The sequence below is a fragment of the Pelomonas caseinilytica genome (genome assembly GCF_021353235.1).
GTDB classification, from domain to species: Bacteria; Pseudomonadota; Gammaproteobacteria; order Burkholderiales; family Burkholderiaceae_C; genus Pelomonas; species Pelomonas caseinilytica.
Map to the genome: position 1 here is coordinate 111,409 of NZ_JAJTWT010000006.1, position 23,695 is coordinate 135,103.

The following is a 23,695-nucleotide window of genomic DNA, read 5'->3' on the forward strand; positions in this document are numbered from 1 at the left end:
GCACAGAGAGGGCGGGAGGCTATTCCCTCTGTGTCTCTGTGCCTCTGTGGCTTTGTTCCTGGTCTTTGTCATCGGCGTGTTCCACCCCCAGCCGCCGCGCCAGCGGCGCCAGCGTCGGCCCCTGGATGAGCAGCGACAGCAGCACCACGACGAAGGCCACGTCGAAGAAGCGCCAGCCGTCGGGCATGCCGGCGAGCACGGGATAGGTGGCCAGCACGATGGGCACGGCGCCGCGCAGGCCCGACCAGGCCACGAAGGCCTGCTGGCGCCAGCCGAAGCCCAGCGGCGCCAGGCACAGCAGCACCGCCGCCGGGCGGGCGACCAGCATCAGGCCGAGGGCGACGGCCAAGGCCGGGCCCGCCAGGCGCCAGGCCTCGTGCGGCGTGACGAGCAGGCCGAGCAGCAGGAACAGCACCGCCTCGGCCAGCCAGGTGTAGCCGTTCAGGCCCGGCAGCGCGAGCTGGGCGACGCGGCCGGCGTGGTGGCGCACCAGCAGCCCGGCCGCATAGACCGCGAGGAAGCCGGAGCCGCCGAGCAGCGTCGTGCCGGCGAACATCAGCAGCCCGAGGGCGGCCATCAGCAGCGCGGCCAGGCCGTCGTGGTCGTCGGTGACCGGCAGACGGCGCACCCAGAAGGCCGCCAGCAGCCCGCCGCCGACGCCGGTGAGCAGGCCGTAGCCGAGCTGCTCGGCCAGCAGCCTGAGCAGGGTGGCCATGCCGTCGGCGGCCGGTTCGTTGGCCTGCCCGAAGGGTGAGAGCCAGGCGATCAGGCCCAGGGTCAGCACCACGGCCATCGGGTCGTTCATCGCCGATTCGACCTCGATGGTGGCGGCGATGCGGGGCTGCAGCTTCAGCTGACTGGCCGTGAACTGGGCGAACACGGCCGAGGCGTCGGTGGACGACACCGCGGCGCCGAGCAGCAGGCCTTCGGACCAGCTCACGTCGAGGGCGAGATGCGCGATGCCCGCGACGATGCAGGCCGTGGCCGCTACGCCCAGGGTGGCCAGCAGGGCGGCCGGCAGCAGGCCGCGGCGCACCTCGGGCCAGCGCGTGCGCAGCCCGCCATCGAAGAGGATGAGGGCGACCGCGAGGTTGCCCACCGTGACGGCCAGCTTGTGGTTGTCGAAGGGCAGGCCGAGCGGCCCATCCACGCCGGTCAGCATGCCCACGGCCATGAAGACCAGCAGGTGCGACAGCCCGAAGCGGTGGGTGTAGAGGGCGCCGGCGATGGCGACGATGACGAGGGCCGCCATGGCGGCCGTCAGGAGGTCCGGCCCCGCCGCGAGGGCGCCGTGGCCCATGTCAGCCTGCCGCTGGCAAGGGATGGTCGGGCGCGTCCGGGGCGGCGCCTCGCGGCGCCACCCCCTGGGCGTTCAGGCCGACCACGTTGACGGTGTTGGCCGGGAAGGCCAGCTTGATGCCGCGTTGCTTCAGCGCCCGCATCAGCGACAGGTACAGGGCCTGCTGGCGGTCCATGTAGACGTCGTAGTCGGGGTCCTGCACGCGGTAGACGACCTCGAAGTCGAGCGAGTTGTCACCGAAGCCCTTGAAGTGGGCGCGGGCGAACTCGAGCTTGGGGTCGGCCTCGATCAGCTCGCGCACCAGCGGCGGCACGGCAGCCACTTCGTCGGCCGAGGCCTCGTAGGTGATGCCGAAGCTGAAGAGCACGCGGCGCGTCTGCAGGCGCTTGAAGTTGGCCACCGTTCGCTTGAGCAGTTCGGCGTTGGACATGACGATCTGCTCGCCGCCGAGGCTGCGGATGCGCGTCGTCTTCAACCCCACACGCTCGACCGTGCCGGTCACATCGCCGACGGTGACCGAGTCGCCCACCTCGAAGGGCTTGTCCACCGCGATGGCGAGCGACGCGAAGATGTCGCCGAGGATGTTCTGCACCGCCAGCGCCAGGGCGATGCCGCCGATGCCCAGGCTGGCGATGAAGGCCGTGATGTTGACGCCGAGGTTGGACAGCACCGCCAGCACCACCACGGCCCACAGCGTCGCCCGCAGGGCCCAGCCCAGCAGCGTGGCCGAGGCCGACAGCGCCGTGCCGCCGCCATGGCGCAGCTGTTGGGCCGCCAGCACCTGCGACAGGGCCTGCTGCAGCCACAGGCCCAGCTGCAGGGCCACGAGGGCGAACCAGACCTGGTCGACGCGCGCCTGCCAGCGCGCGTCCAGCGGCAGCATGGACAGGCCCACCAGCAGGCCGGCCAGGGCAACCAGCGGGCCGCTGGTGTGTTCCAGCACGCTGACCAGGCCGTCGTCCAGCGTCGTCTGCGTGCGCCGCGACAGGGCGCGCAAGCGATTGGCGAGCAGCCGCATGCCGCTTTTGATGACGAGGACGGTGACCAGCCCGGCGAGGACGGCTGGCAGCACCTCGTCCCAGCCCACCTGGGGCCACGAGGCGGCGACGCGGTGGGTGAAATCGTTCCAGATCATTCGGGGCTCCAGGGGGCGTCGCTCAGCAATCCCACGACCCTAGGCGCCGCCGGCGGGCCGGTCTGTCAGCCGAACGCCGCGGGCGGTGTGGGCGCGGGCCGACACGGCGCCTCTGCGCGACGAGGCCTCGGCTGACACCGTGGCGGCCCATGCCCGGCTAAGTTGGGGCGGTGGCCCGGCAAGGGCGTGAAAGGACATGCCATGGACACCACCACCCACCATCCGCTGCACGAACTCTTCACCCAGCTCGGCCTGCCGGACTCCGAGGAGGACATCCGCCGCTTCATCCGCGAGCACCGGCCGCTGCCGCAGACGCTGAACCTGTCGGAGGCGCCGTTCTGGACCCCGAGCCAGGTGGCCTTCCTGCGCGAGCAGTGGCATGCCGACGATGGCGACTGGGTCATCCAGATCGACCAGCTCAACGCCGCGCTGCGCGAGCATCCCGCCCCTGAGGATCTTCAGCAGGGCGGCGGCGCATGAAGCCGCCGTCGTGGTCGGCGCTGCTCGGGCGCCAGGCCACGCTGGTGCGGCGCGCCCTCAAGCCCCTGCGAGACACGCGCCGCCCGCCGCCGGGCGCCGGCCAATGGCTGGAAGGCCTGGTCATGTCGGCCGCCGGACCGCGCCGTTATGCCCTGTTCCGCCCCGAGGGCGTGCGCTTCGGCGAACGGCTGCCGCTGATGGTCATGCTGCACGGCTGCCACCAGGACGCCAGGAGCTTCGCCGCCAGCACCCGCATGAACGCGGTGGCGGCCCGCGAGCGCTTCCTGGTGCTCTACCCGGAGCAGCCTCGGCTGTCCAACGCCCAGGGCTGCTGGAATTGGTTCGAGACGCGCTCGGGCCGCGCCTACGGCGAGGCGGCCTGGATCATGCAGGCCATCGACCAGGCCTGCCTCTTCCACGCGGCCGACCGCGAGCGCATCGCCATCGCCGGGCTATCGGCTGGCGCCAGCATGGCCGCGCTGCTCGCCACGCGCTACCCGCGGCGCTTCAAGGCACTGGTGATGCACTCGGGCGTGCCGCCGGGCGCGGCCGGCAGCGCCGCCTCGGCGGTCGGCGCGATGCGGGGCCGCCATGAACCGGCCGCTGCGGCCACGGCCGCCGATTGGCCGCCGCTGATGGTCATCCACGGCGGGGCTGACGGCGTCGTCTCGTCCCGCAACGCAGGTGCCGCCGCGGCCCTGTGGTCGCAGGCGGCGGGCGCCCATGCCGAGGCGCCGCGCGAGCTGCGGCGCGGCAAGCGCTACCCGATGCGCGTCACGCAGTTCCGCCGCGCCCGCGAGGTGGTCGCCACCCTCGTCGAGGTGGACCGCCTCGGCCACGCCTGGAGCGGCGGCGCGGCGCGCCAGCGCTTTGCCGACGCCAACGGGCCCGACGCCTCGCGCATGGCCTGGCGCTTCGCGGCGCGGCAGTTCAGCGCGCCGGTGCCGTCCCGGCGTTGATCTGGCGGATCAGCGAACGGTGGCTGGGCAGGTCGGCCACGGCGCGGTCGGCAAAGCGGTGGATCTTGGCGAACAGGCGCTCGGCCTGCGCAGCCTGCGGGAAGTCCTCGCGCGCGGCGCCGAGGTCGGTGCGCCAGCCCATGCCGTAGAGGATGTACTGGTAGTTGAAGAAGGCGAAGGTCTCGGTGTCGAGCACGAAGTCGAAGCGTCCCGGCGGCCGCAGCCGCCATTGCTCCAGCAGCTCGGCCAGGCGCTCGGGCAGGGTGGCCGGCTCGGCGTTGTCGCGCCAGAAGGGCTCGCTGCGTCCGCTCAGGCAGTAGTGCAGCTTCAGGAAGTTGATGATGTTGTCGAAGCGGGTCGTCATCAGCTCGTTGAAGCGCCGCGCCGGCGCCTCCATAGGCCCGCTGTGCGGCAGCATCTCCGCGATCATGCCCACGGCCGCCTCGATGAGGACGAGGCCGGTGGACTCCAGCGGCTCGAGGAAGCCGGCGGACAGGCCGACGGCCACGCAGTTCCTCACCCACTGCCGCTCGCGGTAGCCGGGGGCGAAGGGGATGCTGCGCAGCGCGAGGTCGCGGGAGGCGGGGCCGGCATAGCCGCGCAGGATCTCGGCCGCGCGCTCGTCGCCGAGGTGGTCGCTGGAGTAGACGCAGCCGATGCCGCGCGCGCCGTTCAGGGCGATGTCCCATAGCCAGCCGGCCTCGTGGGCGGTGGCGATGGTGCAGCTCTCCAGCGGGGCGTCGGGGTCGTCGGGGGCCGGGTCGGGGAGCTTGCAGGCCAGGGCGCGGTCGGCGAAGAGATGGCGGCGGGCCGACTTGAAGCCGCTGCCCAGGGCGCGGCCGATCAGCTCCGCGCGGAACCCGGTGCAGTCCACGTAGAGGTCGGCCTCGAAGCGGCCGGCTTCGGCCGTCTCCAGGCGGGCGATGGCGCCGCGTTCGTCGAGGACGACGTCGGTCACCGTGCCCTGGACATGGTGCACGCCGAGCTGGCGGGCGCGCTCGGCCAGCAGCCGCGCGAGCTTGAAGGCGTCGAAGTGGTAGGCGTAGTTCAGCGGCGCGGCGAAGGGCGCCTCGCCGGCCCGCTTGGGCGCACGCTGCGCCTCGGCCACGCGCTGCTGCAGCGTCACGGCCCGGGCGAAGGGCTCGCGCGCGGCCTCGTCCTGCAGCAGCCAGTAGGGCACGAGGTTGAGGTCCTCGGCGTAGTAGGGCGCCTCGAAGGGGTGGAAGAAGGCGTGGCGCGCGCCCGCGGCGCCGGGCGCGCGGCCCCAGTCCACGAAGCGGATGCCCTGCTTGAAGGTGGCTGCCGTGTCGCGGATGAAGGCGGGCTCGGAGATGCCCAGGAACTGCAGCGTCGTGCGGATGGTCGGGAAGGTGCCTTCGCCGACGCCGACGATGCCGATGTCGGGCGACTCGAGCACGGTCAGCTCCAGGTGGGGGCGCTCGGCGAGGCGCAGGGCCTTGGCGAGGTGGGCGGCCGTCAGCCAGCCGGCCGTGCCGCCGCCGACGATGAGGATGCGGCGCTTGGGGGTCATGTTCGGACGTAGAGGTTCTTCAGCCACTGGTGGCCGGCTTGCGTGCCATGGGCCCAGTCCTCGTCCTCGTCCGAACCGGCCTGGGCGGCGACATAGCCCGAGGGGTTGAGCAGCTTCACGCGCCCGGCCCGGAAGGCCGAGATGCGATGGGTGACGAAGGTGAGGCCGTGCTCCAGCGCCGTGGCGGCCAGCAGCCCGTCGCGCGTGTTGGCATAGGGCAGCTGGGCGCGGCGGCGCACCACGGCGGCGTCCACGGGCAGCACCCGGCCTTCGAAGGCCGGCATCACGCGGTTGTCGATCCAGTCGCGCACGGCCAGGCCGGCGGCGCGGTCCTTGCGGGCGAGGCGGGCCGCGGCGTTCTCGATCTCCAGCAGGGTCAGCGCCGAGATGAAGAGCTTCTGCCGCGGGATGCCGGCGGCCCAGGCGGCCAGGCCGGCGTCGGACTGCCCGGCCTTGGCCTTGCGCAGCTCCAGCACGATGGCCGTGTCGAGCAGGAACATGGCCGTCATGGCATGGGCTCGCGGTGGTCCCAGGCGCCGTCGGAGGCGGCGTCGGCGGCGTCCAGGGGCGCCGGCTCGGGCATGGCCAGCAGTTCCAGGATGCTCTCGCCCTCGCCGGTGAGGCGGCGGTACTCGGCGATGCTCATCAGCACGTGGGTCGGCTGGCCGCGGTCGGTGATCAGCACCGGCTCGGCCTGGGCGGCGCGCTTGGCCTGGCTGACGTCGCGGTTGAACTCGCGGGCGGTGAGCAGCTTCATCGTGCCGGCAATGTACCTACATACCTGCAAGCTGGCAATCCGGGCGTAGGTACGTCGCTGCACCGAGGTCGGACCCGATGGACAGCGCCATCCGGGCTGGCACAGTGCGCAGCGGCCCTTTCGCGTTCGATGGAAGGCGCCGGAGACAACGTTGTCGCCTCGCCGGCTGGAGGAGCCGGCCGCGGCGACGGATGCGAACCACGACAGGCAGCACGGCATGGATTTCGACCTTTTCGCCATCCTCGGCGACGTCTTCGCCAAGCATGGGCCGGCCGCGCCAGCGGCGGCGCAGACCTATTCGCCCGGCGACTTCAGCGTCCACTTCTTCCTGCAGCTGGGCATCATCATGCTGGCCTGCCGGGTGGTCGGCTGGGCGGGCCGCAAGTTCCTGGGCCAGCCCCAGGTGGTCGGCGAGATGATCGCCGGCGTCGTCCTCGGCCCGTCCCTGCTCGGGCTCTTCCTGCCGGAGGTCCAGGCCACCCTCTTCCCCAAGGAGATGCGCAGCGTGCTGTACAGCGGCGCCCAGCTCGGCGTGGGCCTGTACATGTTCCTGGTGGGCACGACGCTGCGGCTGGACCATTTCGCCACCAAGGCGCGCAGCGCCATCGGCGTGTCGGTGTCGGGCATCGCGGCGCCCTTCTTCATCGCCTTCCTGATCACGCCGCTGCTGCTGGGCGTGCCGGGGCTGTTCGCCGAGGGCATCTCGACGACCAACGCCACCCTCTTCATGGGCGCCTGCATCGCCCTGACGGCCTTCCCCATGCTCGCCCGCATCATCAACGAGCAGGGCCTGGCCAACACCTCGCTGGGCACGCTGGCGCTGACCGCCGGGGCCTTCGACGACGCGGCCTCCTGGTGCGTGCTGGCCCTGGTGCTGGCCGCCTTCGGCGCCGGGCCGGGCGTGGCGGTGCTGGCCATCGGCGGCGGCGTGCTGTGGGCCGCCTTCGTGCTGCTCTTCGGCCGCCGGCTGCTGGCGCCGCTGGGCCGTGCCGTGGAGCGCGACGGGCACATGAGCCACACGGTGCTGGGCATCACGCTGATCGCCTTCTGCACGTCGGCCTTCGTCATGGACGCCGTCGGCATCCATGCCATCTTCGGCGGCTTCATCCTGGGCGCCGTCATGCCGCGCGGCGCTTTCGCCGCGGAGCTGAAGAAGAAGGTCGAGCCCATCACGGTGATCCTGCTGCTGCCGATGTTCTTCACCTACTCGGGCCTGAACACGCGGCTGGACATGATCAATTCGGCCGAGCTGCTGCTCATCGCCGGTGGCGTGCTGGTGGCCTCGGTGCTGGCCAAGTTCGGCGCCTGCTACGTGGCGGCCCGCATGTCGGGCGAGGACAACCGCACGGCGCTGGGCATCGGTGCCCTGATGAACTCCCGCGGCCTGATGGAACTCATCATCATCAACATCGGCCTGCAGAAGGGCATCATCGGCCCGGCGCTGTTCTCGATGCTGGTGCTGATGGCCGTGGTCACCACCATGATGGCCACGCCGCTGTTCGAGGCCGTCTACGGCCGCAAGGCCCGCGAGAGCGGCGAGCTGCAGTCGGTGGCCGCCAGCGCCGCCAGCGTCGGCCGCTGAGCCGTCGACGGCGCCGCCTGGCTCAGGCCGCGCCCAGCCAGGTGGCCGCGAGGCCGAGGCCGGCGCACAGGCCGAGCACCGGCATGACGCCCAGCCGCAGCCGGAACAGCGCCACGCCCGCGCCGAGGGCGATCAGCGCCGCGACGCCGTCGAACCGGCCGGCCAGGCCCTGGGGCCACAGCACGTGGCCGGCGAAGAACACCGCCAGATTGAGGATGACGCCGACGACGGCGGCCGTGATGGCCGTGAGCGGCGCGGTGAACCCGAGCCTGCCGTGGGTCGACTCGATCAGCGGCCCGCCGGCCAGGATGAAGACGAAGGACGGCAGGAAGGTGAAGAAGGTCACCACGCCGGCTGCCGTGGCTCCGGCGAGGAAGAGGGCGTCGGGGCCGAAGAGCTGCTTCGTCCAACCGCCCACGAAGCCCACGAAGGCCACCACCATGATGAGCGGCCCCGGCGTCGTCTCGCCCAGGGCCAGGCCGTCGATCATCTGCGCGCCGCTCAGCCAGTGGTGCTGCTCGACGGCACCCTGCACGACGTAGGGCAGCACGGCGTAGGCGCCGCCGAAGGTGAGCAGCGCGGCCTTGGTGAAGAACCAGCCCATCTGCGCCAGCGCCCCGTCCAGCCCGAAGGCCAGCACCAGCGCGGCCATCGCTGCCAGCCACAGCGCCATGCCCGCGGCCAGCACGCGCGCGAGGCGGCCCCGGCTGAAGCGGGCATGCGGCGGCGGTGGCGTGTCGTCGTCGATGAAGGCGGGGCCATAACCCTGCTGTGCCGCGGCATGGCCGCCGCCCGGTGCGAAGGCCTGCGGCGCCAGCCGGCCGCCCGCCATGCCCGCCAGCGCCGCGGCGAGCACGATGAGGGGAAAGGGGGCGTCCAGCAGCAAGAGGGCGGCGAAGGCCGCCGCCGCGATGCCCCACAGCCAGCCATTGCGCAGCGCCCGCTTGCCGATGCGGTGGGCGGCGTGCACCACCAGGGCCGTGACGGCAGGCTTCAGGCCGTAGAACAGGCCGGCCACGACCGGCAGCCGGCCCCAGGCGAGGTAGACCCAGCTCAGCGCGATCAGCAGCACGAGCGAAGGCAGCACGAAAAGGGCGCCGGCCGCGATGCCGCCCCGGCTGCGGTGCAGCAGCCAGCCGATGTAGGTGGCCAGCTGCTGGGCCTCGGGGCCGGGCAGCACCATGCAGTAGTTCAGCGCGTGGAGAAAGCGCTTCTCGCTGATCCAGCGCCGGCGCTCCACCAGCTCGGCGTGCATGAGGGCGATCTGCCCCGCCGGCCCGCCGAAGCTGACGAAACCGAGCTTGAGCCAGAAGCGCAGCGCTTCGCCCAGGCCCACCGGACCGGGACGTTCGAGGGAGGGGCTGGAACCGGGGGGTGGCGGTGATGACAAGGGGATTCCTCCGGACCGGCTGCGCCGAGCCGGCAATGTAGGCCCACCGGCCTGAAATCAATTCTCTGGCGCCCGCCCCGCCGGGCTGCCAGCCTGCCCGCATCGGTCTTGTCCTGGAGGATTCGCCATGCGAAGGGAGGGTGCCGCGACGGGCGGCCTGATGAGCGCCGCCGTGCTGCGGCTGGACGGCATGCGCGGCGTCCGCGTCCGCTGCACGGCCGGCACGGCCTGGCTGACCGAGGACGGCTCGGCCCGCGACGTGGTGCTGGTGCCGGGCGACGAGCACGTGGTGCAGGGTGCCGGACCTGTCCTCGTCGTCGGGCTGCCGGCCTGCGGGCTGCTGCTGTGGCGCCAGGCGGCGTCGGCGCCCGAGGCCGTGCGGCTCGGCTGAGCGGCGCCGATGAATAACTTTCAGGCCTGTCGCATGACGCCGCGCCCACACTGCCGCGGCGGGTCGGTGAACGACGGCTTCGTTCCGCCCGCGGGCCAAGGAGATGCAGCATGCCGACGGTGGGATTCATCGGGTTGGGAGTCATGGGGCAGCCGATCGCGCTGAACCTCGCGCGGGCGGGCGTGCCGCTGGCGGTGTGGAACCGGACGGCCGCGCGCTGCGAGCCCCTGCGCCAGGCCGGCGCCCGCGTGGCGGCATCGCCGGCCGAGGTCTTCGGCGCGGCGTCGACCGTCATCCTGATGCTGCTCGACGAGGCGGCCCACGACGGCGTGCTCGCGCGCGGCACGCCGGAGTTCGCCGCCCGCGTCGCCGGCCGCACCCTCGTCAACATGGGCACCTTCGAGCCGGCCTGGTCGGCGGCCCTGGCCGAGGACGTGAGGGCGGCGGGCGGGTGGTATGTCGAGGCACCGGTCTCGGGCTCGCGCGGGCCGGCCGAGGCGGGCCAGCTCGTCTGCATGCTCGCGGGTGAGCCGGCCGGTGTCGAGGCGGTGCGCCAGCTGCTGCGGCCAGCCTGCCGCGAGGCCTTCGTCTGCGGCGCCGTCCCGGCCGCCCTGGTGCTCAAGCTGGCCGTGAACGCCTATCTCATCGGCATGGTGACGGCGCTGGCCGAGTCGGCCCACTTCGCGCAGCGCCACGGCATCGAGCTCGACCTGCTGCGCGCCGTGCTCGACGCCGGCCCGATGGCGAGCCAGGTGTCGCGCATGAAGATGGCCAAGCTCGCCAGCCGCGACTTCGACGTGCAGGCGTCCATCGCCGACGTGCTGAAGAACAGCCGCCTCGTCGCCGGCGCCGCGCGCGCCCGCGGCGTGGCCCTGCCGCTGGTCGACGCCTGCGAGGCCCTGTACGCCGAGACCCTCGCCCTGGGCGCCGCCAAGCTCGACATGGCGGCCGTCGTCCAGGCGCTGGAGGCCCGCAGCGCGGCGCTCGCGCCCCGGCCTGCCGAAGGCCCCCGCGTCGCCGCGCGCGCCCTGGACGTGCCGCCGCGCGCGCAGGCCAGCCGCTACCCCGCCGAGTTCGCGGCGCGGCTGGCCGGCCGCGAGAAGCGCGCCCTGGGCGACTTCTTCGGCCTGAAGAACTTCGGCGTGAACCTGACCCGGCTGCCGCCAGGCGCGGCCTCCTCCATCCACCACCGCCACACCCGGCAGGACGAGTTCGTCTACGTGCTCCAGGGCTACCCGACCCTCTGCACGGACGCTGGCGAGCGCCTGCTGGCGCCCGGCGACTGCGCCGGCTTCCCGGCCGAGGGCCAGGCCCACCACCTCGTCAACCGCAGCGGCGCCGAGGTGCTCTATCTCGAGGTGGGTGACCGCTCACCGGGCGACGAAGGCCTCTACCCTCACGACGACCTGCGCGCCCGGCTCGGCGACGACGGCGGCTGGCGCTTCACGCACAAGGACGGCAGTCCGTATTGAGCCTCGCCGGCCGCCTGCACGCGTGCTGCGGTCACCGCCACCCAGTCGAGGAAGGTGACGATGGCCTCGCGCCGCGGCGTGTTCGAGGGGTAGACGCCGTAGTAATGCTGGGCCAGGTCGGCCTCGGCGTCGACGAAGCGCACGAGCCGGCCGTCGCGGCGGGCGGCGCTGGAGGTCAGGCGGTTGGCCAGCACCACGCCCAGGCCATGGCCGGCGGCGTCGACCGCGGCCCAGTTGTCGCCGAAATGTGGCCGCGCCGCGCCGGCACCCAGGGGCGGGCCATCGACGGCCCGCCGCCAGGCTTCCCACCCGAAGGGCCGGCTGTCGACCAGGGCTGCGCGCGACAGGTCGGCCAGGGACCGCCTCGGCCCGAAGCGCGCGGCATAGCCGGGCGAGGCCAGGGCCATGACGCGCTCGGCCAGCAGCAGCCGCGCCTCGCACTGCGGCCACGGCGGCCGACCGAAGCGCAGCGCGACGTCGAAGCCGCCTTCGCCGAGGTCGATGCTGCGGGTCGAGGCGTCGATCTCGATCTGCAGGCCCGGGTGGGCGGCGAGGAAGTCGGCCAGGTTGGGTGCCAGCACGTGGGCGGCGAAGGCCGGCGAGGCCGTGACGCGCAGCCGCCGGTTGGCTTCGTGGCCGACCGCCCCGGTGGCCTGCTCCAGCTGGCGCATCGCCTGGCGCACGTCCTTGAGGAAAAGCTCTCCCTCGGCCGTGGGCGTCACTTGCATGTGGCCCCGTTCGAACAGGGTCGTGCCGAGCTGCTCCTCGAGCTGGCGGATGCGATGGCTGACGGCGCTGTGCGTGATGCACAGCTCCTCGGCCGCTCGCGCGAACGTGCCCAGCCGCGCGGCGGCCTCGAAGGCGGCCAGGGCATGGATGGGAGGCAGGCGTCGGAACGAGGACATGGCGGCCCCAGGCACGAAGACGTTTCACTATATCGAGCACGACGGCACGCGTGCCGACGCCAGGGCCACTCGCGGTTGCAGGGTGGCGGCGCGCTGCCTAACATCTTGGTCACTCTCACACCTGCTGGAGCGAGCGCGCATGCAAACCCGGGAACTCCATCGCGGCCGACTGATCGACCACCTCCATCTCGTCGTGCGCGACCTGGCCGCCAGCCGGCGCTTCTACGCCGCCGTCTTCGAGGTGCTGGAGGTGCCGATGGGCGGCAGCGCCGACGACCACTTCTGGGCGGACGAACTCTTCGTCTCGACGGCGCAGAGCCACTCGGCCCAGGGGCGGCTGACGGGGCGGGTGCACCTGGCCTTCCAGGCGCGGGACCGCGCCATGGTCGACGCCTTCCACCGCGCGGCGCTGGCCGCCGGCGGCACCGACAACGGCGCGCCGGGCGAGCGGCCCTACCACCCGGGCTATTACGCCGCCTTCGCGCTCGACCCCGACGGCAACAACATCGAGGCCGTCTTCCACGGCGAGGCGCGCCGCAGCGCCGCCTCGGTGAAGGTGACGTTCTAGCGCCGGCTCAGGGCGTGCACACGGCGCCCGGTACCAGCACGGCCTGCTTGCCGCATCGGACGACGACGGCCGCCTGGCGCACGGTCTCGGCCAGGCGGTCGTGCAGGGCCTGGATTTCGCCGACGGCGCTGACGTCGTAGGCCACGATCTGCTCGCGGTGCACGCGGCTCGTCGACCCGGCGCCGAAGGCCGTGGCGGCGAGGTGGCGGTCCACCGGCGCGAGCTCCGCCGCCAGCCAGGCGCGCTGCTTCCGCAGGGCGGCGGTGCGCAGCTTGAGCACCTCGGTCTCGCGGGCGACCATCAAGGGCAGCATGCGGTCGGCGTAGGCCTGCCACTGGGCGCGGCAGCCGGCCTCGCAGCCGATGTTGTCGTACGCCATGCGGGGCTTGGGCAGGCCGGGGTCCAGCCGGCGGGCGTTGACCCGGGCCACGGCGGCCTCGGCGTCCTGCCAGAGCCGGGCTTCGCGGTTGCGCCTCTCGGTGAAGGCGCCGGCCTGGCTGTAGGCCTGGCCGGCCTCGTAGGCGGCGGTGGCGGCGGTGGCGGCGGGGCTGTCCTCGGCCATGGAGCGGGCTTCGTTGGTGATGCGCCGGTCCTGCTGCATGGGCGCGTTCATGCGCTGGGCCAGGGCCATCTGCTCCGCGGGCGTCATGCGGCGCAGCCGCTCCTGCACCTGGGCCGCGTAGGCGGGGTCGGACTGCATGCGCTGCATGTCGATGCCGATGTCGGCCATGCCCTGGCCCAGGGCCTCGGTGCGGTAGCCGGTCTGGGTGCGGGCGGCCTCGGCGTCGCCGGCCAGGAGGCGGTTGGCCGCGGCCTTGTGCGCTTCCATGGCCTGGCGCTGGGCGAGCAGCCCGGCGTGAGCGGGCTTGCCCTGGCCGTCGACCCAGCTTGCCGCCTGTTCCGGCGTGGCAGGGGGCTCGGGCAGGGCGGCGAGCAACTGGGCGAGGCTGGTGGTGGGCTGGGCCTGCGCGGCCGAGGCGGCGAGCAGGGCGCAGGCGGCGAGGCGGGCGAAGGGAAGGCGTCGGGACATGGCAGGAGCAAGGGCTGGAAGCGAGGCTGCGGACTCTAGGCAGCCGACCGCGCGGGCGCATCGCCTGAACGGGCCATGGCTCCTCGCGGCGGCATGGCCCGCCGCCCGACCGTCTCGTCAGGCGGCGCGCGGCGGGTGGCGGGCCTGCATGCGGTCGCGCAGGGCGCGGGCTTCGTCCGGCCGGCCGGTGGCCTCGGCGGCCCGCACGGCCAGGCGGTAGGCGCGCCGCGTCGGCCGCTCGCGCAGGTTGGCCTGGGCCCAGGTCCAGGCCCGCTCGGGGTCGGCCCCCGGGCCGAGGTAGAACTCGGCCGCATGGTCGGCAAAGGCGGCGGGGTGGCGGGCCAGCAGCGCCTCGTAGCGGCGGCCGGCAGCGGCGATCTCGTCGTTGCCGCGCGCCACGTCGCCCTGGCGCCGGTGCAGTTCGCCGAGCCGGGCCAGGGCCTCGAGCTCGCCGGTGTGGATGACGACCCACAGCAGCCGCGCTTCGGCCGCCGCGACGTCGCCCCGGGCCAGGTCCAGCTCGGCGAGGTGGACGCCCGCGGCGGCGAACTCCGGCACCAGGCCCAGGGCCTGCGCATAGGCGCGTGCGCCGCGTTCCGGGTCGCCGCCCTGCTCGGACCACATCAGCCCGCGGGCGAAGGCGATGGCCGCCGCGGGGAAGGGCGAGGTCGTGTCGAGCCGGTCCAGCGCCTGGGCGTAGAGGCCGTCCGCCGCCTCCAGGTGGCCGGCCGCGGCTTCGGCGCGGGCCAGGGCGTCCAGGCTCGCGAAGCCGGGCTGGCGGGCCGCATGCGCGCGCAGCACGGGCAGGGCCTCGGCGGCCCGGCCTGTGGCCACGAGCAGGGCGGCGCGCTGTGCCGGCGTGGCGGCACCCGCGTCGAGGTCGGCTTCGGCGTCGGTGAAGCGGTGCAAGGCCATGCGGGCGCGCGCGCGGCGCAGCCGCTCGGCCGGCGTGGCGGCGGAGGCGTCGGCCAGCGCCGCAATGCGGTCCAGCATGCCGGCGTCGGCCAGGAACTGCAGGCGCAGCAGCCACAGCTCCAGCGCGCCGGGGTCGTCGCCCTGCTGCCGGATCTGGGCATCGAGGTTGGCCAGGGCGATGCTGCCGTCCGTCGCGGCGGGCGGCGGCCCGGATGCGCAGCCGGCCAGCACGGCCAGGGCGGTGAGGAGGAGGGCGAGTCGGTTCATGGCGCGCTCAGGAAGGGGAAGTCCACGGTGGAGTGCTCGCGGTCGTCGTGCCGCAGGCCGTCGTCGGCGACGTCGGGCGTGCCGCGCACCAGCAGCGAGCGGAAGACGGCGTTGACCTCGTGCAGCGGCGTGCGGCCTCCGCAATCGGGCGGCAGCGCCACGCCGAAGGCCTGGCGCTCGACGGCGAGGTAATGCCGGCAGCGCGTCTGGCGGCTGTCCACCCAGAGGCGGTCGTCGGCCAGCAGCTCGGCCAGGCGCCGGTAGCGCGCGGGCGAGTCGTCCTTGGCGTCGGCCAGCCACTGGTTGCCGGCCACGCCGTCCAGGCCGTCGTAGAGCGCGAGGTTGCGGGCGATCTCGGTGGCGAAGCCGGCCCAGCCGGCGGGTTCGGCGCGGTTGTAGGCCTCCTTGAGCTGGTCGGCGATGTCTTCCTCGGCCAGGGTGCCGACGAGGGCATTGCCGGTCAGGGCCCGGCCCATGCGGTCGATGGGAGCGCCGGGCGCGGGCATGGCGCCGTCGGCCGGCACCGCCTGGCGGCGCTCGGTGCGGGCCCACACGGCCAGCAGCGGCCCGCCGGTGGCGACGACGTCGAGGTCGACCGACAGCACGATGGCCGAGGTCGTCCAGCCGGCCAGGAAGTTGCGTGCCGGGCCGCCGTCGGTCCGGCGCCACTCGGCGGCGATGCGCGCCAGCGTCGGCGCGTCGAAGCGGGGCAGGCCGCTCGCCGTGCGCGGCGCCTGGCCGGCGCGGAGGGCTTCGGCGGCGATGGTCAACGCACGGCGGGTGCCGCGCACGTTGTTGAAGTAGGGGTCGTCGCGCAGCCCGGCGAAGACGCGCAGGCGCCCGCTGCGGCTGGCGAGCCCTTCGGCGGCGCTGGCATCGCCTTCGAGCGCTTCCTCGCCGCCGGCCCAGCAGCGGGCGCGGCCGGCGGTGTCGAACTGGCAGAGCAACCGGGTGCCCGCCCGCGTGCGGCCCAGGGCGGGGCCGCTGTCGACGTGGAAGACGTACTGGACCTGGTCGGAAAAACGCCGTCCGACGATGTCCATGACGAGGTTGAGCCGCCGGCCAGGCGGCGCGTCGCGGAAGGGCTTGGGCGTGTCATGGGGCGAAGCCTAGGCAGGTCCGCCGCCGCGCACTTTGCAAAAACTGCGCGGCCTGCTGACAGCTCCGTGCAGCGGCATGCCTAGCATGCGGCCATGCCGACAACAGCTCCCGAGGCCGAGCGCCGCTATCGCCCGCTGCAGCGCGGCCCGGGCCTGCGGCTGCTGCACTGCCGCTGCCAGGCCCGCCGCGGCGACCCCGCGCTGGACGAGGAGCATGCCGCCTTCTCCATCACGCTGGTGGACCGCGGCCACTTCGGCTACCGCACGCGGGCGGGCTCGGTGCGCCTGGCCCCCGGCTGGCTGATGCTGGGCAATGCCGGCGAGGGCTATGCCTGCTCCCACGACGACAGCGACGGCACGGGCGACGACTGCACGGTGCTGTCGCTGTCCGCACCGCAGCTGGAGGACGCGCTGGAGGCCCTGGGCGCCTCGGCCGCGGTGGGCCGCTTCACGCGGGCCGGCCTGCCGCCGCTGCCGCGCGTGGCGGCGCTGCTGCAGGCGCTGGACCGCGAGGGCGATGAAGGCTTCGCCCTCGAGGAGACGGCCCTGGCCGTCGTCGCCCACGTGCGGCGCGCCCTCGACGCTGGCGTTGCGCCCGTGCCGCTGCCGCGCCAGGAGGAGCGCGCCCGCGCCGCCGCGCACTGCATCGAGACGCGCAGCGCCGAGGCGGTTTCGGTGGCGGAGGTGGCGCGGGCGGCAGGGCTGGGCAGCTTCCAGCTGCTGCGGGTGTTCCGCCAGTCCTTCGGCGTCACGCTGCACCAGTACCTGATGCGGCAGCGCCTGCTGCACGCCTTGCGGCTGCTGAGGGACACGGCCCTGCCGGTGATCGACGTGGCCTACGAGGCCGGCTGGGCCGACCTCTCCAATTTCAACCGCGCCTTCCGCCGCGAGTTCGGCTGCCCGCCGAGCGGCGTCAGGCGGGGCGACCGCCGGCTGCTGGCGCCGGCGGCCTGAGGCTTACATCCAGGGGAAGCCGTAGTAGTCGTAGACCTTGCGGCCGTACTCGTCCGTGTAGTTGGGCGCTTCATCCTCGGCGTAGCGCGGCGCGTTGTCGAGCTGCGTCTTGTCGAGGTTGACGACGTAGCCGTCCTTGGTGGTGTCGTACTTCAGCATGTTCCAAGGCAGCGGATAGCGGTCGGTGCCGACGCCGAGGAAGCCGCCGAACTCCAGCGCCGCGTAGCGCACCTGGCCGCTGCGCTTGTCGATGACGAGGTCGTCGATGGAGCCGAGCTTGTCACCCTGCAGGTTGTAGACGTTGGTGCCTTCGACCTTGGACGAGGAGATGGTGGGATACGGGCTGTTCATGGTGGACTCCTGGGGTTGGGTGGGGATCGGCGGGCCCCGTGGCCGCGCCGCGGTGTGAACACCTGCCGAACACTGTGCTCGCGATGCCGCGCGCCGGTCGTCGGGCCGTTGGCCTTCGGCCTGTAGGCCCGGGCCGACGCCATTCCCGCCGGCAAGGCACGTGCCCGAAGCCGCTCGAACGGGCCGTCAGGCGCGGGCGCCGCGTCCTACACGCCGATGCGGCCTTTTCCGCTCACCGCGGCCTGCCGGCGGCGTAGCTTTGCGGGACGCGCACAGGAGATCCCATGGCCACCTCCGCCCGTTCCATCGCCTCGCTGACGCTGAGCTTCGGCCTCGTCAACGTGCCCGTGCGGCTGTACTCGGCCACCGAGCCGGGCGCCGACATCCGCTTCAACCTGCTCGACAAGGACGGCTCGCGCCTGAAGCAGCAGTACGTCAACGAGCGCACCAAGAAGGTCGTCGAGCGCAAGGACATGGTCAAGGGCTACGAGGTGGAGGACAACCAGTTCGTACTCTTCACGGCCGAGGAGCTCAAGCAGCTGGAGGAGGGCAGCAGCCACGTCATCGAGATCGTGAGCTTCGTGCCCCAGGCCTCCATCGACCCGCTCTACTACGACAAGAGCTATCTGCTGGCGCCCGACAAGCGCGGCGAGAAGCCCTATGCCCTGCTGGCCGAGGCGCTGCGCCAGTCGGGCCGCTGCGCGCTGGCGAAATGGGCCTGGAAGGCCAAGCAGTACGTGGCCCAGGTGCGCGCCAACGACGACGGCCTGATCCTGCAGCAGCTGCGTTATGCCGCCGAGGTGCGGTCACTGGCCGACCTCGACATCCCCAAGGCCACGGTGTCCAAGCCCGAGCTGCAGTTGGCCCTGCAGCTGGTCGACCAGATCGCCGCCGACCACTTCGACCCCGAGCAGTTTCACGACGAGGAGAGGGCCCGCGTGCTGGCCGCCATCGACGAAAAGGTGCGCGGCAGGAAGATCGTCGCCTCGTCCCGCGAGGAGCATGGGGCCGTGGCGGGTGGCCAGGTCATCGACCTGATGGACGCCCTGCGTGCCAGCCTCGGTGCCCGGCCGGCCAAGAGCGCGAAGGCCGCGAAGGCGCCGGCCGCCAAGGTCACCGAGCTGGCCGCCGCGCCGGCCCGCAAGGCCGCCAAGCGCGCGGCGCCCGAGCCCGAGGCCGCGCCGCGGCGCCGCGCGCAGAAGTAGGCATGGACGGCGAGGCGGCCTACACCCTGGGTGAGGTGCGGCGGCTGGCCGGCCTGCCCGAGAGCTTCATCGCGACGCTGGTGGAGCTGGGCGTGCTGGAGCCGCTCGACGGCCAGCGCTTCAGCCACCAGGACCTCGTCGTGCTGAGGACGGCGCGCGCCCTGCGCGACGCCGAGGTGCCGGCGCGCAAGGTGGTGCAGGCCCTGCGCAACGTCAAGGCAGGCCTGGCCTCCACCCATCTCGCCAGCGTCAGGCTGCGCGCCCGCGGCGGGGCCATCGAGGCCAGCGCGGGGCCGCGCCGCTTCGATGCGCTGTCGGGTCAGATGCTGCTGCCCTTCGACGACGCGGCGGCCGGCGCCGGCGTGCAGGCCCTGGGCCGCCCGGCCGCGGCCGTGGCGCAGGCCCTGGCCGCGGCCTTGGCCGCCGAGGCGCACGACGACGCCGCCGCCGAGGCCGCCTACCGCCGCGCCCTGGAGCAGGACGCCGCCTGTGCCCTGGCCTACGTCAACCTCGGCGCCCTGCTCAGCGAGGCGGGCCGCCACGAGGAGGCCCTGTCCCTCTACGACCAGGCCCTGGTGTGGTGCGAGGCCAGCCCCCTCGTCCACTACAACCGCGCCATCGCGCTGGAGGACACCGGCCAGCCCCGCCAAGCCGCGGCGGCCTACGAACGCGCCCTGCAGCTGGACGCACGCCTGGCCGACGCCCACTACAACCTCGGCCTGCTGCTGGAGCGCCTGGGCGACGCCCAGGGCTCGCTGCGCCACTTCAGCGCCTACCGGCGCCTGGCCCCGCCATGACGCGCGCCCGCGCCACCGGGGCGCGCGGCGGCGAAACGCCGCTGGCCCGCTACAACGCCAAGCGCGACTTCAGCGCCACCGCCGAGCCCGAAGGCCGCGTCGGCCGCAAGCGCGCCAAGGCCCTGGCCTTCATCGTGCAGAAGCACTGGGCCTCGCGGCTCCACTACGACTTCCGCCTCGAGCTCGACGGCGTCATGCTCAGCTGGGCCGTGCCCAAGGGGCCGAGCTACGACCCTGCCGTCAAGCACATGGCGGTGCGCGTGGAAGACCACCCCGTCAGCTACAACCGCTTCGAGGGCGAGATTCCCAAGGGCCACTACGGCGCGGGCAAGGTCATCGTCTGGGACCGCGGGACGTGGACGCCCGCGGGCGTCCCGCGCCAAGGGCTGGAAGCCGGCAAGCTGGTGTTCGACCTGCATGGCGAGAAGCTCGCCGGCCGCTGGGAGCTGGTGCGCACCGGCAAGCCCGGCGACCGGCAGGAGCGCTGGCTGCTGCTGAAGAAGCGCGATGCCTGGGCGCGGCCCGAGAGCGAGTACGACGTCGTCACGGCCCTGCCCGACAGCGTGGTCGAGACGCCGCTCGGGCTGGTCGAGGAGCGCGAGCCCCACGGCGCCGTGCCGGCCGCCACGCCTGCGGGGTCCGACCTCTCGGCCGCCGTCAAGGCCGCCTTCCCCAGGACCCTGGAGCCCCAGCTCGCCACACTGGCGACGGGCGTGCCGGCCGAGGGGCGCTGGATCGTCGAGAACAAGTTCGACGGCTACCGCCTGCTGGTGCGCCTGCAAGCGGGCAAGGCGCGCCTCATCACCCGCAACGGCAACGACTGGACCGACCGCCTCACCGCCCTCGCCGAAGAACTCGGCCGCCTCGGCGTGGCCCGTGCCTGGCTGGACGGCGAGATCGTCGTGCTCGACGAGCAGGGCGTGCCCAACTTCAACCGGCTGCAGGACGCCATCGACGGCCCCGCCAACCGGGACATCCTGCTCTACCTCTTCGACCTGCCCTTCCTCGGCGACCGCGACCTTCGCCGCGTGCCGCTGGAAAGCCGGCGCGCGGCCCTGCGCGAGCTGCTGCAGGGGCACGGCGGCGAGCGCGTGCGCTTCAGCGAGGACCTGCCCGCGCCGCCTTCGCAGGTGCTGCAGGCCGCCTGCCGGCTGGGGCTGGAGGGCGTGATGCTCAAGCGTGCCGACTCGCCCTACGTCGGCCGGCGCACCGACACCTGGCTCAAGCTCAAGTGCCAGCGCCGCCAGGAGTTCGTCGTCGTCGGCTTCACCGACCGCACCAACGCGCCGCAGGAGGTCGGCGCCCTGCTGCTCGGCTACCACGACGAGGGCGGCCGGCTGCGCCATGCCGGGGCCGTCGGCACGGGCTGGTCCAACGCCCAGGGCCGCGAGCTGCACGAACGCCTCGTCGCGCTGGAAGTGCCCAAGCCGCCGGTGCATGCCGAGGCGCCGCCGCCCAGCCGCCGCGGCGGCCCGGCGCGCGGGCGCGAGCGCTGGGTCAGGCCCGAGGTCGTCGTCGAGGTGGCCTTCGGCGAGTGGACGCCCGACGGCCACATCCGCCATGCCAGCTTCCGTGGCCTGCGCGCCGACAAGCCGGCCCGCGCCATCGTGCGCGAGGAAGGCGTGCCGGCGGCGGCCCTGCCCAAGGCGCCCAAGGTCGGCAAAGCCGGCAAGGGCGCGGCGGCGCCGGCCATCAAGGTGTCCCACCCCGAACGCGTCATCGACGCGTCGACCGGCCTCACCAAGCTCGACCTGGTGCGCTACTACGAGAGCGTCGCCGAGCGCATGCTGCCCCATCTGCGGCGCCGGCCGGTGGCCTTCGTCCGCGCGCCCCAGGGCATCGCCGGCCAGCTCTTCTTCCAGAAGCACGCCGAGGCCAAGTTCCGGGGCCTCACCGAGCTGGACGCCAGCCTCTGGCCCGGCCATGCGCCGCTGCTGGCCGTCGACACGGCCGAGGCCCTCGTGGCCGCGGCGCAGATGAACGTGGTGGAGCTGCACACCTGGAACTCCACCGCCCGCAGCATCGACAAGCCCGACCGCGTCGTCTTCGACCTCGACCCCGGCGAAGGCGTGCCCTGGGCCCAGCTGCAGGAGGCGGCGCTGCTGACGCGCACGATGCTGGAGGAGCTGGGCCTGCGCAGCTGGCTCAAGACCAGCGGCGGCAAGGGCCTGCACGTCGTCGTGCCGCTGGCTGCCCGCGCGACGGACGAGCGCGTCAAGGCCTTCGCGCATGCCGTCACCGACCACATGGCGCGCACCATCCCGCAGCGCTTCGTGGCCAAGAGCGGCGCCGCCAACCGCGTCGGCCGCATCTTCATCGACTACCTGCGCAACGGCCACGGCCAGACCACGGCGGCGGCCTTCTCCGCAAGGGCGCGGCCGGGCCTGGGCGTGTCCATGCCGGTGGCCTGGGAGCAGCTCGGCGAACTCAAGGGCGGCGCGCAATGGACGGTGCAGACCGCGCGCGACCACCTCTCCTTCGAGAGCGCCGACCCCTGGGCCGATTACTGGACCACCCGGCAGGCGCTGCCGCGCTGGCCGGGCAAGGGCTGAAGGCCGCCGCTCGGTGGTTCATGCCGCTTGCGCGGAACCCGCACGGCATGAAGCCCGAAGCGGAATGCAACCACAGAGGCACAGAGGCAACACAGAGTTCTTTTCTCTGTGGCTCTGTGCCTCTGTGGTTGCCTTTGGCTTTTTCCTTTCAATGCAGCTGCAGGGTCAGCTGCTCCTTCAGCGCGGCCATGCGCTCGCCGAGTTCGACGAGGTCCATGCGGCTGTCCTTGGCCTTGGGGAACATCTCGTTCTGCTCCTCCTTGACGTGGTGCTTGACGAACTCGCCCATCACCCTGACCTTGGCGTCGAAGTCCTCGCCGTCGGGCTCCTTGTCCTGCACCTGGGCGATCAGGGCCTTGACCGAGTCGTGTTCGACGCGGGCCTCCGGCACCAGTTCCTTGTCCTTGAGCGCGGCCTTGAACTCGGGGTAGAAGATTTCGTCTTCGATCTGGGTGTGAATGGTGAGCTCCTCGCAGATCTGCTGCACGAGGCGCTTCTTGACGGTGGCCGAGCGGGCCTTCTCGTAGTCCTCGAACAGGCCGAGGACCTTCTTGTGGTCCTCCCTGAGCATGCCGATGGCGTCCTTGGCGCGGGAGCGGGACGACGACTTGGACGTGGCGGTGCGGGTCGATGCGGTGGGCATGGGATGCTCCTTTGATGGGGTGTCCGGATGGGGCAAGGCATGCTCCTGCCCGCGGGGCGGGGCCATCGCAGGCAGCCGTGCCATCGCGCTGTAGGTCAGCGCCGATAGATGGTTAGCGTGGGACGAGGTCCTACATCGGGCACGGCGGCGGCGGCGCAAGGTGGCGTCTCCATCCACTCCAGGAGACCACCATGCCGCAAGGCGACAAGTCCTCCTATACCGACAAGCAAAAGCGCCAGGCCGAGCACATCGAGTCCGGCTACGAGCACCGCGGCCTGCCCAAGAAGGAAGCCGAGCGCCGTGCCTGGGCGACCGTCAACGCCGAGACCGGCGGCGGCAAGAAGTCCGGCTCCGGCCGCGGCAAGGCCGAGAACCACGAGCCCTCGCGCAAGGGCGGCCACCTCGGCGGCCAGGCCGTGGCCCACCGCACCGCGGCCGAGCGCTCGGCCTCCGCCAAGAAGGCCGCGGCCACGCGCAAGCGCAACGCGGCGGCGCGCGCCCACCACTGACCCGCGTCGTGGCGCCGCGCATCGGCACCGCCGGCTGGGCCGTCCCGGCCGGCGGGCCCGAGGCGGGCACGCAGTTGCAGCGCTATGCCGCCGTGCTGGACGGCGTGGAGATCAATTCCTCCTTCCACCGCCCCCACCGCCGCGCGACCTACGAGCGCTGGGCCGCGAGCACGCCGGCCGCCTTCCGGTTCTCGGTCAAGCTGCCGCGGCGCATCACTCACGAGCTGCGCCTGGCCGAGGCCGACGAGGCGCTGGCCCGCTTCCTGGACGAGGCCGCAGGCCTGGGGCCGAAATGGGCGGTCGCCCTGGCCCAGCTGCCGCCATCGCTGGCTTTTGACGCGCGCATCGCCGGCCGGTTCTTCGAGCGCCTGCGGCGTGGCTTCAACGGCGCCATGGTCTGCGAGCCGCGCCACGCGAGCTGGTTCACGGCCGAGGCGCAGGCCCTGCTGAGCGAATGCCGCGTCTGCCGTGCCGCCGCGGACCCCGCCCGCCATCCGGGGGCGGGCGAGCCGGGCGGCTGGCTCGGGCAGGTGAGCTACGGCCGCTGGCACGGCTCGCCGCGCATCTACCGCTCGTCCTACGACGAGGCCTGGCTGCGCGACCGGGCGGCGGCCCTGCGCGCCCTGCCCGACGGCGTGCAGGGCTGGTGCATCTTCGACAACACGGCGTCGGGCGCGGCCTGGGCCAACGCGCTGAGCCTCCGCGGGCTGCTCGGTGGTCCATTCCCCGTTCGTGGCACACGCGAAGCATGAAACGGGGCATTTGCGGGCCGAGCGCTGGGCCGTTCCCGAGCCGGCCCGCGCTGGCGATGTGCTTGCGGCTCAATGCCGCAAGCCTCGCCGTCCCCACGGGGGACCGACTGGGCTTGCCGGCGTTCAGCCGGAGCAAGACCGGGCGAGGGG

Annotated in this window: 24 protein-coding genes and 1 pseudogene; 13 read left to right on the top strand and 12 right to left on the bottom strand. The window is 73.2% G+C overall.

What is annotated here, in order from left to right:
- Nucleotides 1-19 precede the first annotated feature (19 nt).
- Together LXT12_RS15420 and LXT12_RS15425 are read right to left on the bottom strand one after the other, a co-directional pair.
- Nucleotides 20-1,300 (bottom strand): potassium/proton antiporter, encoded by a 1,281-nt coding sequence (locus tag LXT12_RS15420; RefSeq protein WP_233393086.1) that lies wholly within the window; start codon nucleotides 1,298-1,300, stop codon nucleotides 20-22.
- A 1-nt stretch (nucleotide 1,301) separates the two neighbouring features.
- On the bottom strand, nucleotides 1,302-2,435 hold the full coding sequence (locus LXT12_RS15425; protein ID WP_233393087.1) for a mechanosensitive ion channel family protein: 1,134 nt from the start codon (nucleotides 2,433-2,435) through the stop codon (nucleotides 1,302-1,304).
- A 201-nt stretch (nucleotides 2,436-2,636) separates the two neighbouring features.
- On the opposite strand from LXT12_RS15425, the gene LXT12_RS15430 reads away from it, so the two are divergent.
- Nucleotides 2,637-2,915: a DUF2789 domain-containing protein gene (locus LXT12_RS15430; RefSeq protein WP_233393088.1), complete on the top strand. Its 279-nt coding sequence runs from the start codon at nucleotides 2,637-2,639 to the stop codon at nucleotides 2,913-2,915.
- Nucleotides 2,912-3,874: an extracellular catalytic domain type 1 short-chain-length polyhydroxyalkanoate depolymerase gene (locus tag LXT12_RS15435; RefSeq protein WP_233393089.1), complete on the top strand. Its 963-nt coding sequence runs from the start codon at nucleotides 2,912-2,914 to the stop codon at nucleotides 3,872-3,874. Before LXT12_RS15430 ends, LXT12_RS15435 begins: the two co-directional genes overlap by 4 nt.
- On the opposite strand, the gene LXT12_RS15440 is transcribed toward LXT12_RS15435, so the two are convergent.
- Genes LXT12_RS15440 through LXT12_RS15450 form a run of 3 tightly spaced genes read right to left on the bottom strand, consistent with a single transcriptional unit; the run spans nucleotide 3,846 to nucleotide 6,162 of the window.
- Nucleotides 3,846-5,405 (bottom strand): tryptophan halogenase family protein, encoded by a 1,560-nt coding sequence (locus tag LXT12_RS15440; protein WP_233393090.1) that lies wholly within the window; start codon nucleotides 5,403-5,405, stop codon nucleotides 3,846-3,848. The genes LXT12_RS15435 and LXT12_RS15440 overlap by 29 nt on opposite strands.
- Nucleotides 5,402-5,914 (bottom strand): PIN domain-containing protein, encoded by a 513-nt coding sequence (locus LXT12_RS15445; protein WP_233393091.1) that lies wholly within the window; start codon nucleotides 5,912-5,914, stop codon nucleotides 5,402-5,404. The genes LXT12_RS15440 and LXT12_RS15445 overlap by 4 nt, the downstream gene beginning before the upstream one ends.
- Complete coding sequence (locus LXT12_RS15450) at nucleotides 5,911-6,162, bottom strand: type II toxin-antitoxin system Phd/YefM family antitoxin (RefSeq protein ID WP_233393092.1); 252 nt, start codon at nucleotides 6,160-6,162, stop codon at nucleotides 5,911-5,913. The genes LXT12_RS15445 and LXT12_RS15450 overlap by 4 nt, the downstream gene beginning before the upstream one ends.
- A gap of 217 nt (nucleotides 6,163-6,379) precedes the next feature.
- Between LXT12_RS15450 and LXT12_RS15455 the strand changes: the two genes are divergently transcribed.
- Nucleotides 6,380-7,744 (top strand): cation:proton antiporter, encoded by a 1,365-nt coding sequence (locus tag LXT12_RS15455; protein WP_233393093.1) that lies wholly within the window; start codon nucleotides 6,380-6,382, stop codon nucleotides 7,742-7,744.
- Nucleotides 7,745-7,766: 22 nt separating this feature from the next.
- Here LXT12_RS15455 and chrA read toward each other — a convergent pair whose 3' ends face one another.
- Nucleotides 7,767-9,080, bottom strand: coding sequence for a chromate efflux transporter (gene chrA, locus LXT12_RS15460; protein WP_233393094.1), 1,314 nt, complete (start codon nucleotides 9,078-9,080; stop codon nucleotides 7,767-7,769).
- A 181-nt stretch (nucleotides 9,081-9,261) separates the two neighbouring features.
- Between chrA and LXT12_RS15465 the strand changes: the two genes are divergently transcribed.
- From LXT12_RS15465 to LXT12_RS26930, 3 genes and pseudogenes are all read left to right on the top strand, one after another.
- Nucleotides 9,262-9,525: a DUF2917 domain-containing protein gene (locus LXT12_RS15465; protein ID WP_233393095.1), complete on the top strand. Its 264-nt coding sequence runs from the start codon at nucleotides 9,262-9,264 to the stop codon at nucleotides 9,523-9,525.
- A 110-nt stretch (nucleotides 9,526-9,635) separates the two neighbouring features.
- Nucleotides 9,636-10,502, top strand: a pseudogene (locus LXT12_RS15470) (NAD(P)-dependent oxidoreductase); the annotation flags it as partial.
- A gap of 165 nt (nucleotides 10,503-10,667) precedes the next feature.
- On the top strand, nucleotides 10,668-10,997 hold the full coding sequence (locus LXT12_RS26930; RefSeq protein WP_349255031.1) for a cupin domain-containing protein: 330 nt from the start codon (nucleotides 10,668-10,670) through the stop codon (nucleotides 10,995-10,997).
- Here the strand turns inward: LXT12_RS26930 and LXT12_RS15480 are convergent.
- Entirely contained in the window at nucleotides 10,922-11,902 is a 981-nt protein-coding gene (locus LXT12_RS15480; protein ID WP_233393096.1) for a LysR substrate-binding domain-containing protein, read from the bottom strand. The genes LXT12_RS26930 and LXT12_RS15480 overlap by 76 nt on opposite strands.
- A gap of 139 nt (nucleotides 11,903-12,041) precedes the next feature.
- Between LXT12_RS15480 and LXT12_RS15485 the strand changes: the two genes are divergently transcribed.
- Nucleotides 12,042-12,470, top strand: a complete 429-nt coding sequence (locus LXT12_RS15485; RefSeq protein ID WP_233393097.1) for a VOC family protein — start codon at nucleotides 12,042-12,044, stop codon at nucleotides 12,468-12,470.
- Nucleotides 12,471-12,477: 7 nt separating this feature from the next.
- Here the strand turns inward: LXT12_RS15485 and LXT12_RS15490 are convergent, their stop codons facing one another.
- The 3 genes from LXT12_RS15490 to LXT12_RS15500 all read right to left on the bottom strand — a co-directional run bounded on the left by LXT12_RS15490 (nucleotide 12,478) and on the right by LXT12_RS15500 (nucleotide 15,725).
- Entirely contained in the window at nucleotides 12,478-13,500 is a 1,023-nt protein-coding gene (locus LXT12_RS15490) for a hypothetical protein (protein ID WP_233393098.1), read from the bottom strand.
- A 117-nt stretch (nucleotides 13,501-13,617) separates the two neighbouring features.
- On the bottom strand, nucleotides 13,618-14,682 hold the full coding sequence (locus LXT12_RS15495) for a tetratricopeptide repeat protein (RefSeq protein ID WP_233393099.1): 1,065 nt from the start codon (nucleotides 14,680-14,682) through the stop codon (nucleotides 13,618-13,620).
- Nucleotides 14,679-15,725 carry a DUF4331 family protein gene (locus LXT12_RS15500; protein ID WP_233393100.1) on the bottom strand — a complete coding sequence of 349 codons (1,047 nt, stop codon included), beginning with the start codon at nucleotides 15,723-15,725 and terminating at the stop codon, nucleotides 14,679-14,681. Before LXT12_RS15500 ends, LXT12_RS15495 begins: the two co-directional genes overlap by 4 nt.
- Before the next feature lie 150 nt (nucleotides 15,726-15,875).
- Between LXT12_RS15500 and LXT12_RS15505 the strand changes: the two genes are divergently transcribed.
- Nucleotides 15,876-16,736 carry a helix-turn-helix domain-containing protein gene (locus LXT12_RS15505; protein ID WP_233393101.1) on the top strand — a complete coding sequence of 287 codons (861 nt, stop codon included), beginning with the start codon at nucleotides 15,876-15,878 and terminating at the stop codon, nucleotides 16,734-16,736.
- A 3-nt stretch (nucleotides 16,737-16,739) separates the two neighbouring features.
- On the opposite strand, the gene LXT12_RS15510 is transcribed toward LXT12_RS15505, so the two are convergent.
- Nucleotides 16,740-17,087: a PRC-barrel domain-containing protein gene (locus LXT12_RS15510; RefSeq protein WP_233393102.1), complete on the bottom strand. Its 348-nt coding sequence runs from the start codon at nucleotides 17,085-17,087 to the stop codon at nucleotides 16,740-16,742.
- 284 nt (nucleotides 17,088-17,371) lie between these two features.
- Here LXT12_RS15510 and ku point away from each other — a divergent pair, with 284 nt between their 5' ends.
- From ku to ligD, 3 genes are read left to right on the top strand one after another with little or no spacing between them, the layout of a single operon-like run.
- Nucleotides 17,372-18,292, top strand: coding sequence for a non-homologous end joining protein Ku (gene ku / locus LXT12_RS15515; RefSeq protein ID WP_233393103.1), 921 nt, complete (start codon nucleotides 17,372-17,374; stop codon nucleotides 18,290-18,292).
- 2 nt (nucleotides 18,293-18,294) lie between these two features.
- Complete coding sequence (locus LXT12_RS15520; protein ID WP_233393104.1) at nucleotides 18,295-19,089, top strand: tetratricopeptide repeat protein; 795 nt, start codon at nucleotides 18,295-18,297, stop codon at nucleotides 19,087-19,089.
- Nucleotides 19,086-21,641, top strand: a complete 2,556-nt coding sequence (ligD, locus tag LXT12_RS15525; protein WP_233393105.1) for a DNA ligase D — start codon at nucleotides 19,086-19,088, stop codon at nucleotides 21,639-21,641. The genes LXT12_RS15520 and ligD overlap by 4 nt, the downstream gene beginning before the upstream one ends.
- 148 nt (nucleotides 21,642-21,789) lie before the next feature.
- Here the strand turns inward: ligD and LXT12_RS15530 are convergent, their stop codons facing one another.
- Nucleotides 21,790-22,284 carry a hemerythrin domain-containing protein gene (locus LXT12_RS15530; RefSeq protein WP_233393106.1) on the bottom strand — a complete coding sequence of 165 codons (495 nt, stop codon included), beginning with the start codon at nucleotides 22,282-22,284 and terminating at the stop codon, nucleotides 21,790-21,792.
- A gap of 191 nt (nucleotides 22,285-22,475) precedes the next feature.
- On the opposite strand from LXT12_RS15530, the gene LXT12_RS15535 reads away from it, so the two are divergent.
- Together LXT12_RS15535 and LXT12_RS15540 are read left to right on the top strand one after the other, a co-directional pair.
- Nucleotides 22,476-22,793: a plasmid stabilization protein gene (locus LXT12_RS15535; protein WP_233393107.1), complete on the top strand. Its 318-nt coding sequence runs from the start codon at nucleotides 22,476-22,478 to the stop codon at nucleotides 22,791-22,793.
- A gap of 8 nt (nucleotides 22,794-22,801) precedes the next feature.
- On the top strand, nucleotides 22,802-23,545 hold the full coding sequence (locus LXT12_RS15540) for a DUF72 domain-containing protein (protein ID WP_233393108.1): 744 nt from the start codon (nucleotides 22,802-22,804) through the stop codon (nucleotides 23,543-23,545).
- Nucleotides 23,546-23,695: the final 150 nt, after the last annotated feature.

Bases quoted from the DNA above. Each gene is read 5' to 3' on its own strand.
- LXT12_RS15420 (WP_233393086.1), bottom strand. From the start codon at position 1,300: ATGGGCCACGGCGCCCTCGCGGCGGGGCCGGACCTCCTGACGGCCGCC.
- LXT12_RS15425 (WP_233393087.1), bottom strand. From the start codon at position 2,435: ATGATCTGGAACGATTTCACCCACCGCGTCGCCGCCTCGTGGCCCCAG.
- LXT12_RS15430 (WP_233393088.1), top strand. From the start codon at position 2,637: ATGGACACCACCACCCACCATCCGCTGCACGAACTCTTCACCCAGCTC.
- LXT12_RS15435 (WP_233393089.1), top strand. From the start codon at position 2,912: ATGAAGCCGCCGTCGTGGTCGGCGCTGCTCGGGCGCCAGGCCACGCTG.
- LXT12_RS15440 (WP_233393090.1), bottom strand. From the start codon at position 5,405: ATGACCCCCAAGCGCCGCATCCTCATCGTCGGCGGCGGCACGGCCGGC.
- LXT12_RS15445 (WP_233393091.1), bottom strand. From the start codon at position 5,914: ATGACGGCCATGTTCCTGCTCGACACGGCCATCGTGCTGGAGCTGCGC.
- LXT12_RS15450 (WP_233393092.1), bottom strand. From the start codon at position 6,162: ATGAAGCTGCTCACCGCCCGCGAGTTCAACCGCGACGTCAGCCAGGCC.
- LXT12_RS15455 (WP_233393093.1), top strand. From the start codon at position 6,380: ATGGATTTCGACCTTTTCGCCATCCTCGGCGACGTCTTCGCCAAGCAT.
- LXT12_RS15465 (WP_233393095.1), top strand. From the start codon at position 9,262: ATGCGAAGGGAGGGTGCCGCGACGGGCGGCCTGATGAGCGCCGCCGTG.
- LXT12_RS15480 (WP_233393096.1), bottom strand. From the start codon at position 11,902: ATGTCCTCGTTCCGACGCCTGCCTCCCATCCATGCCCTGGCCGCCTTC.
- LXT12_RS15485 (WP_233393097.1), top strand. From the start codon at position 12,042: ATGCAAACCCGGGAACTCCATCGCGGCCGACTGATCGACCACCTCCAT.
- LXT12_RS15490 (WP_233393098.1), bottom strand. From the start codon at position 13,500: ATGTCCCGACGCCTTCCCTTCGCCCGCCTCGCCGCCTGCGCCCTGCTC.
- LXT12_RS15495 (WP_233393099.1), bottom strand. From the start codon at position 14,682: ATGAACCGACTCGCCCTCCTCCTCACCGCCCTGGCCGTGCTGGCCGGC.
- LXT12_RS15500 (WP_233393100.1), bottom strand. From the start codon at position 15,725: ATGGACATCGTCGGACGGCGTTTTTCCGACCAGGTCCAGTACGTCTTC.
- LXT12_RS15505 (WP_233393101.1), top strand. From the start codon at position 15,876: ATGCCGACAACAGCTCCCGAGGCCGAGCGCCGCTATCGCCCGCTGCAG.
- LXT12_RS15510 (WP_233393102.1), bottom strand. From the start codon at position 17,087: ATGAACAGCCCGTATCCCACCATCTCCTCGTCCAAGGTCGAAGGCACC.
- ku (WP_233393103.1), top strand. From the start codon at position 17,372: ATGGCCACCTCCGCCCGTTCCATCGCCTCGCTGACGCTGAGCTTCGGC.
- LXT12_RS15520 (WP_233393104.1), top strand. From the start codon at position 18,295: ATGGACGGCGAGGCGGCCTACACCCTGGGTGAGGTGCGGCGGCTGGCC.
- ligD (WP_233393105.1), top strand. From the start codon at position 19,086: ATGACGCGCGCCCGCGCCACCGGGGCGCGCGGCGGCGAAACGCCGCTG.
- LXT12_RS15530 (WP_233393106.1), bottom strand. From the start codon at position 22,284: ATGCCCACCGCATCGACCCGCACCGCCACGTCCAAGTCGTCGTCCCGC.
- LXT12_RS15535 (WP_233393107.1), top strand. From the start codon at position 22,476: ATGCCGCAAGGCGACAAGTCCTCCTATACCGACAAGCAAAAGCGCCAG.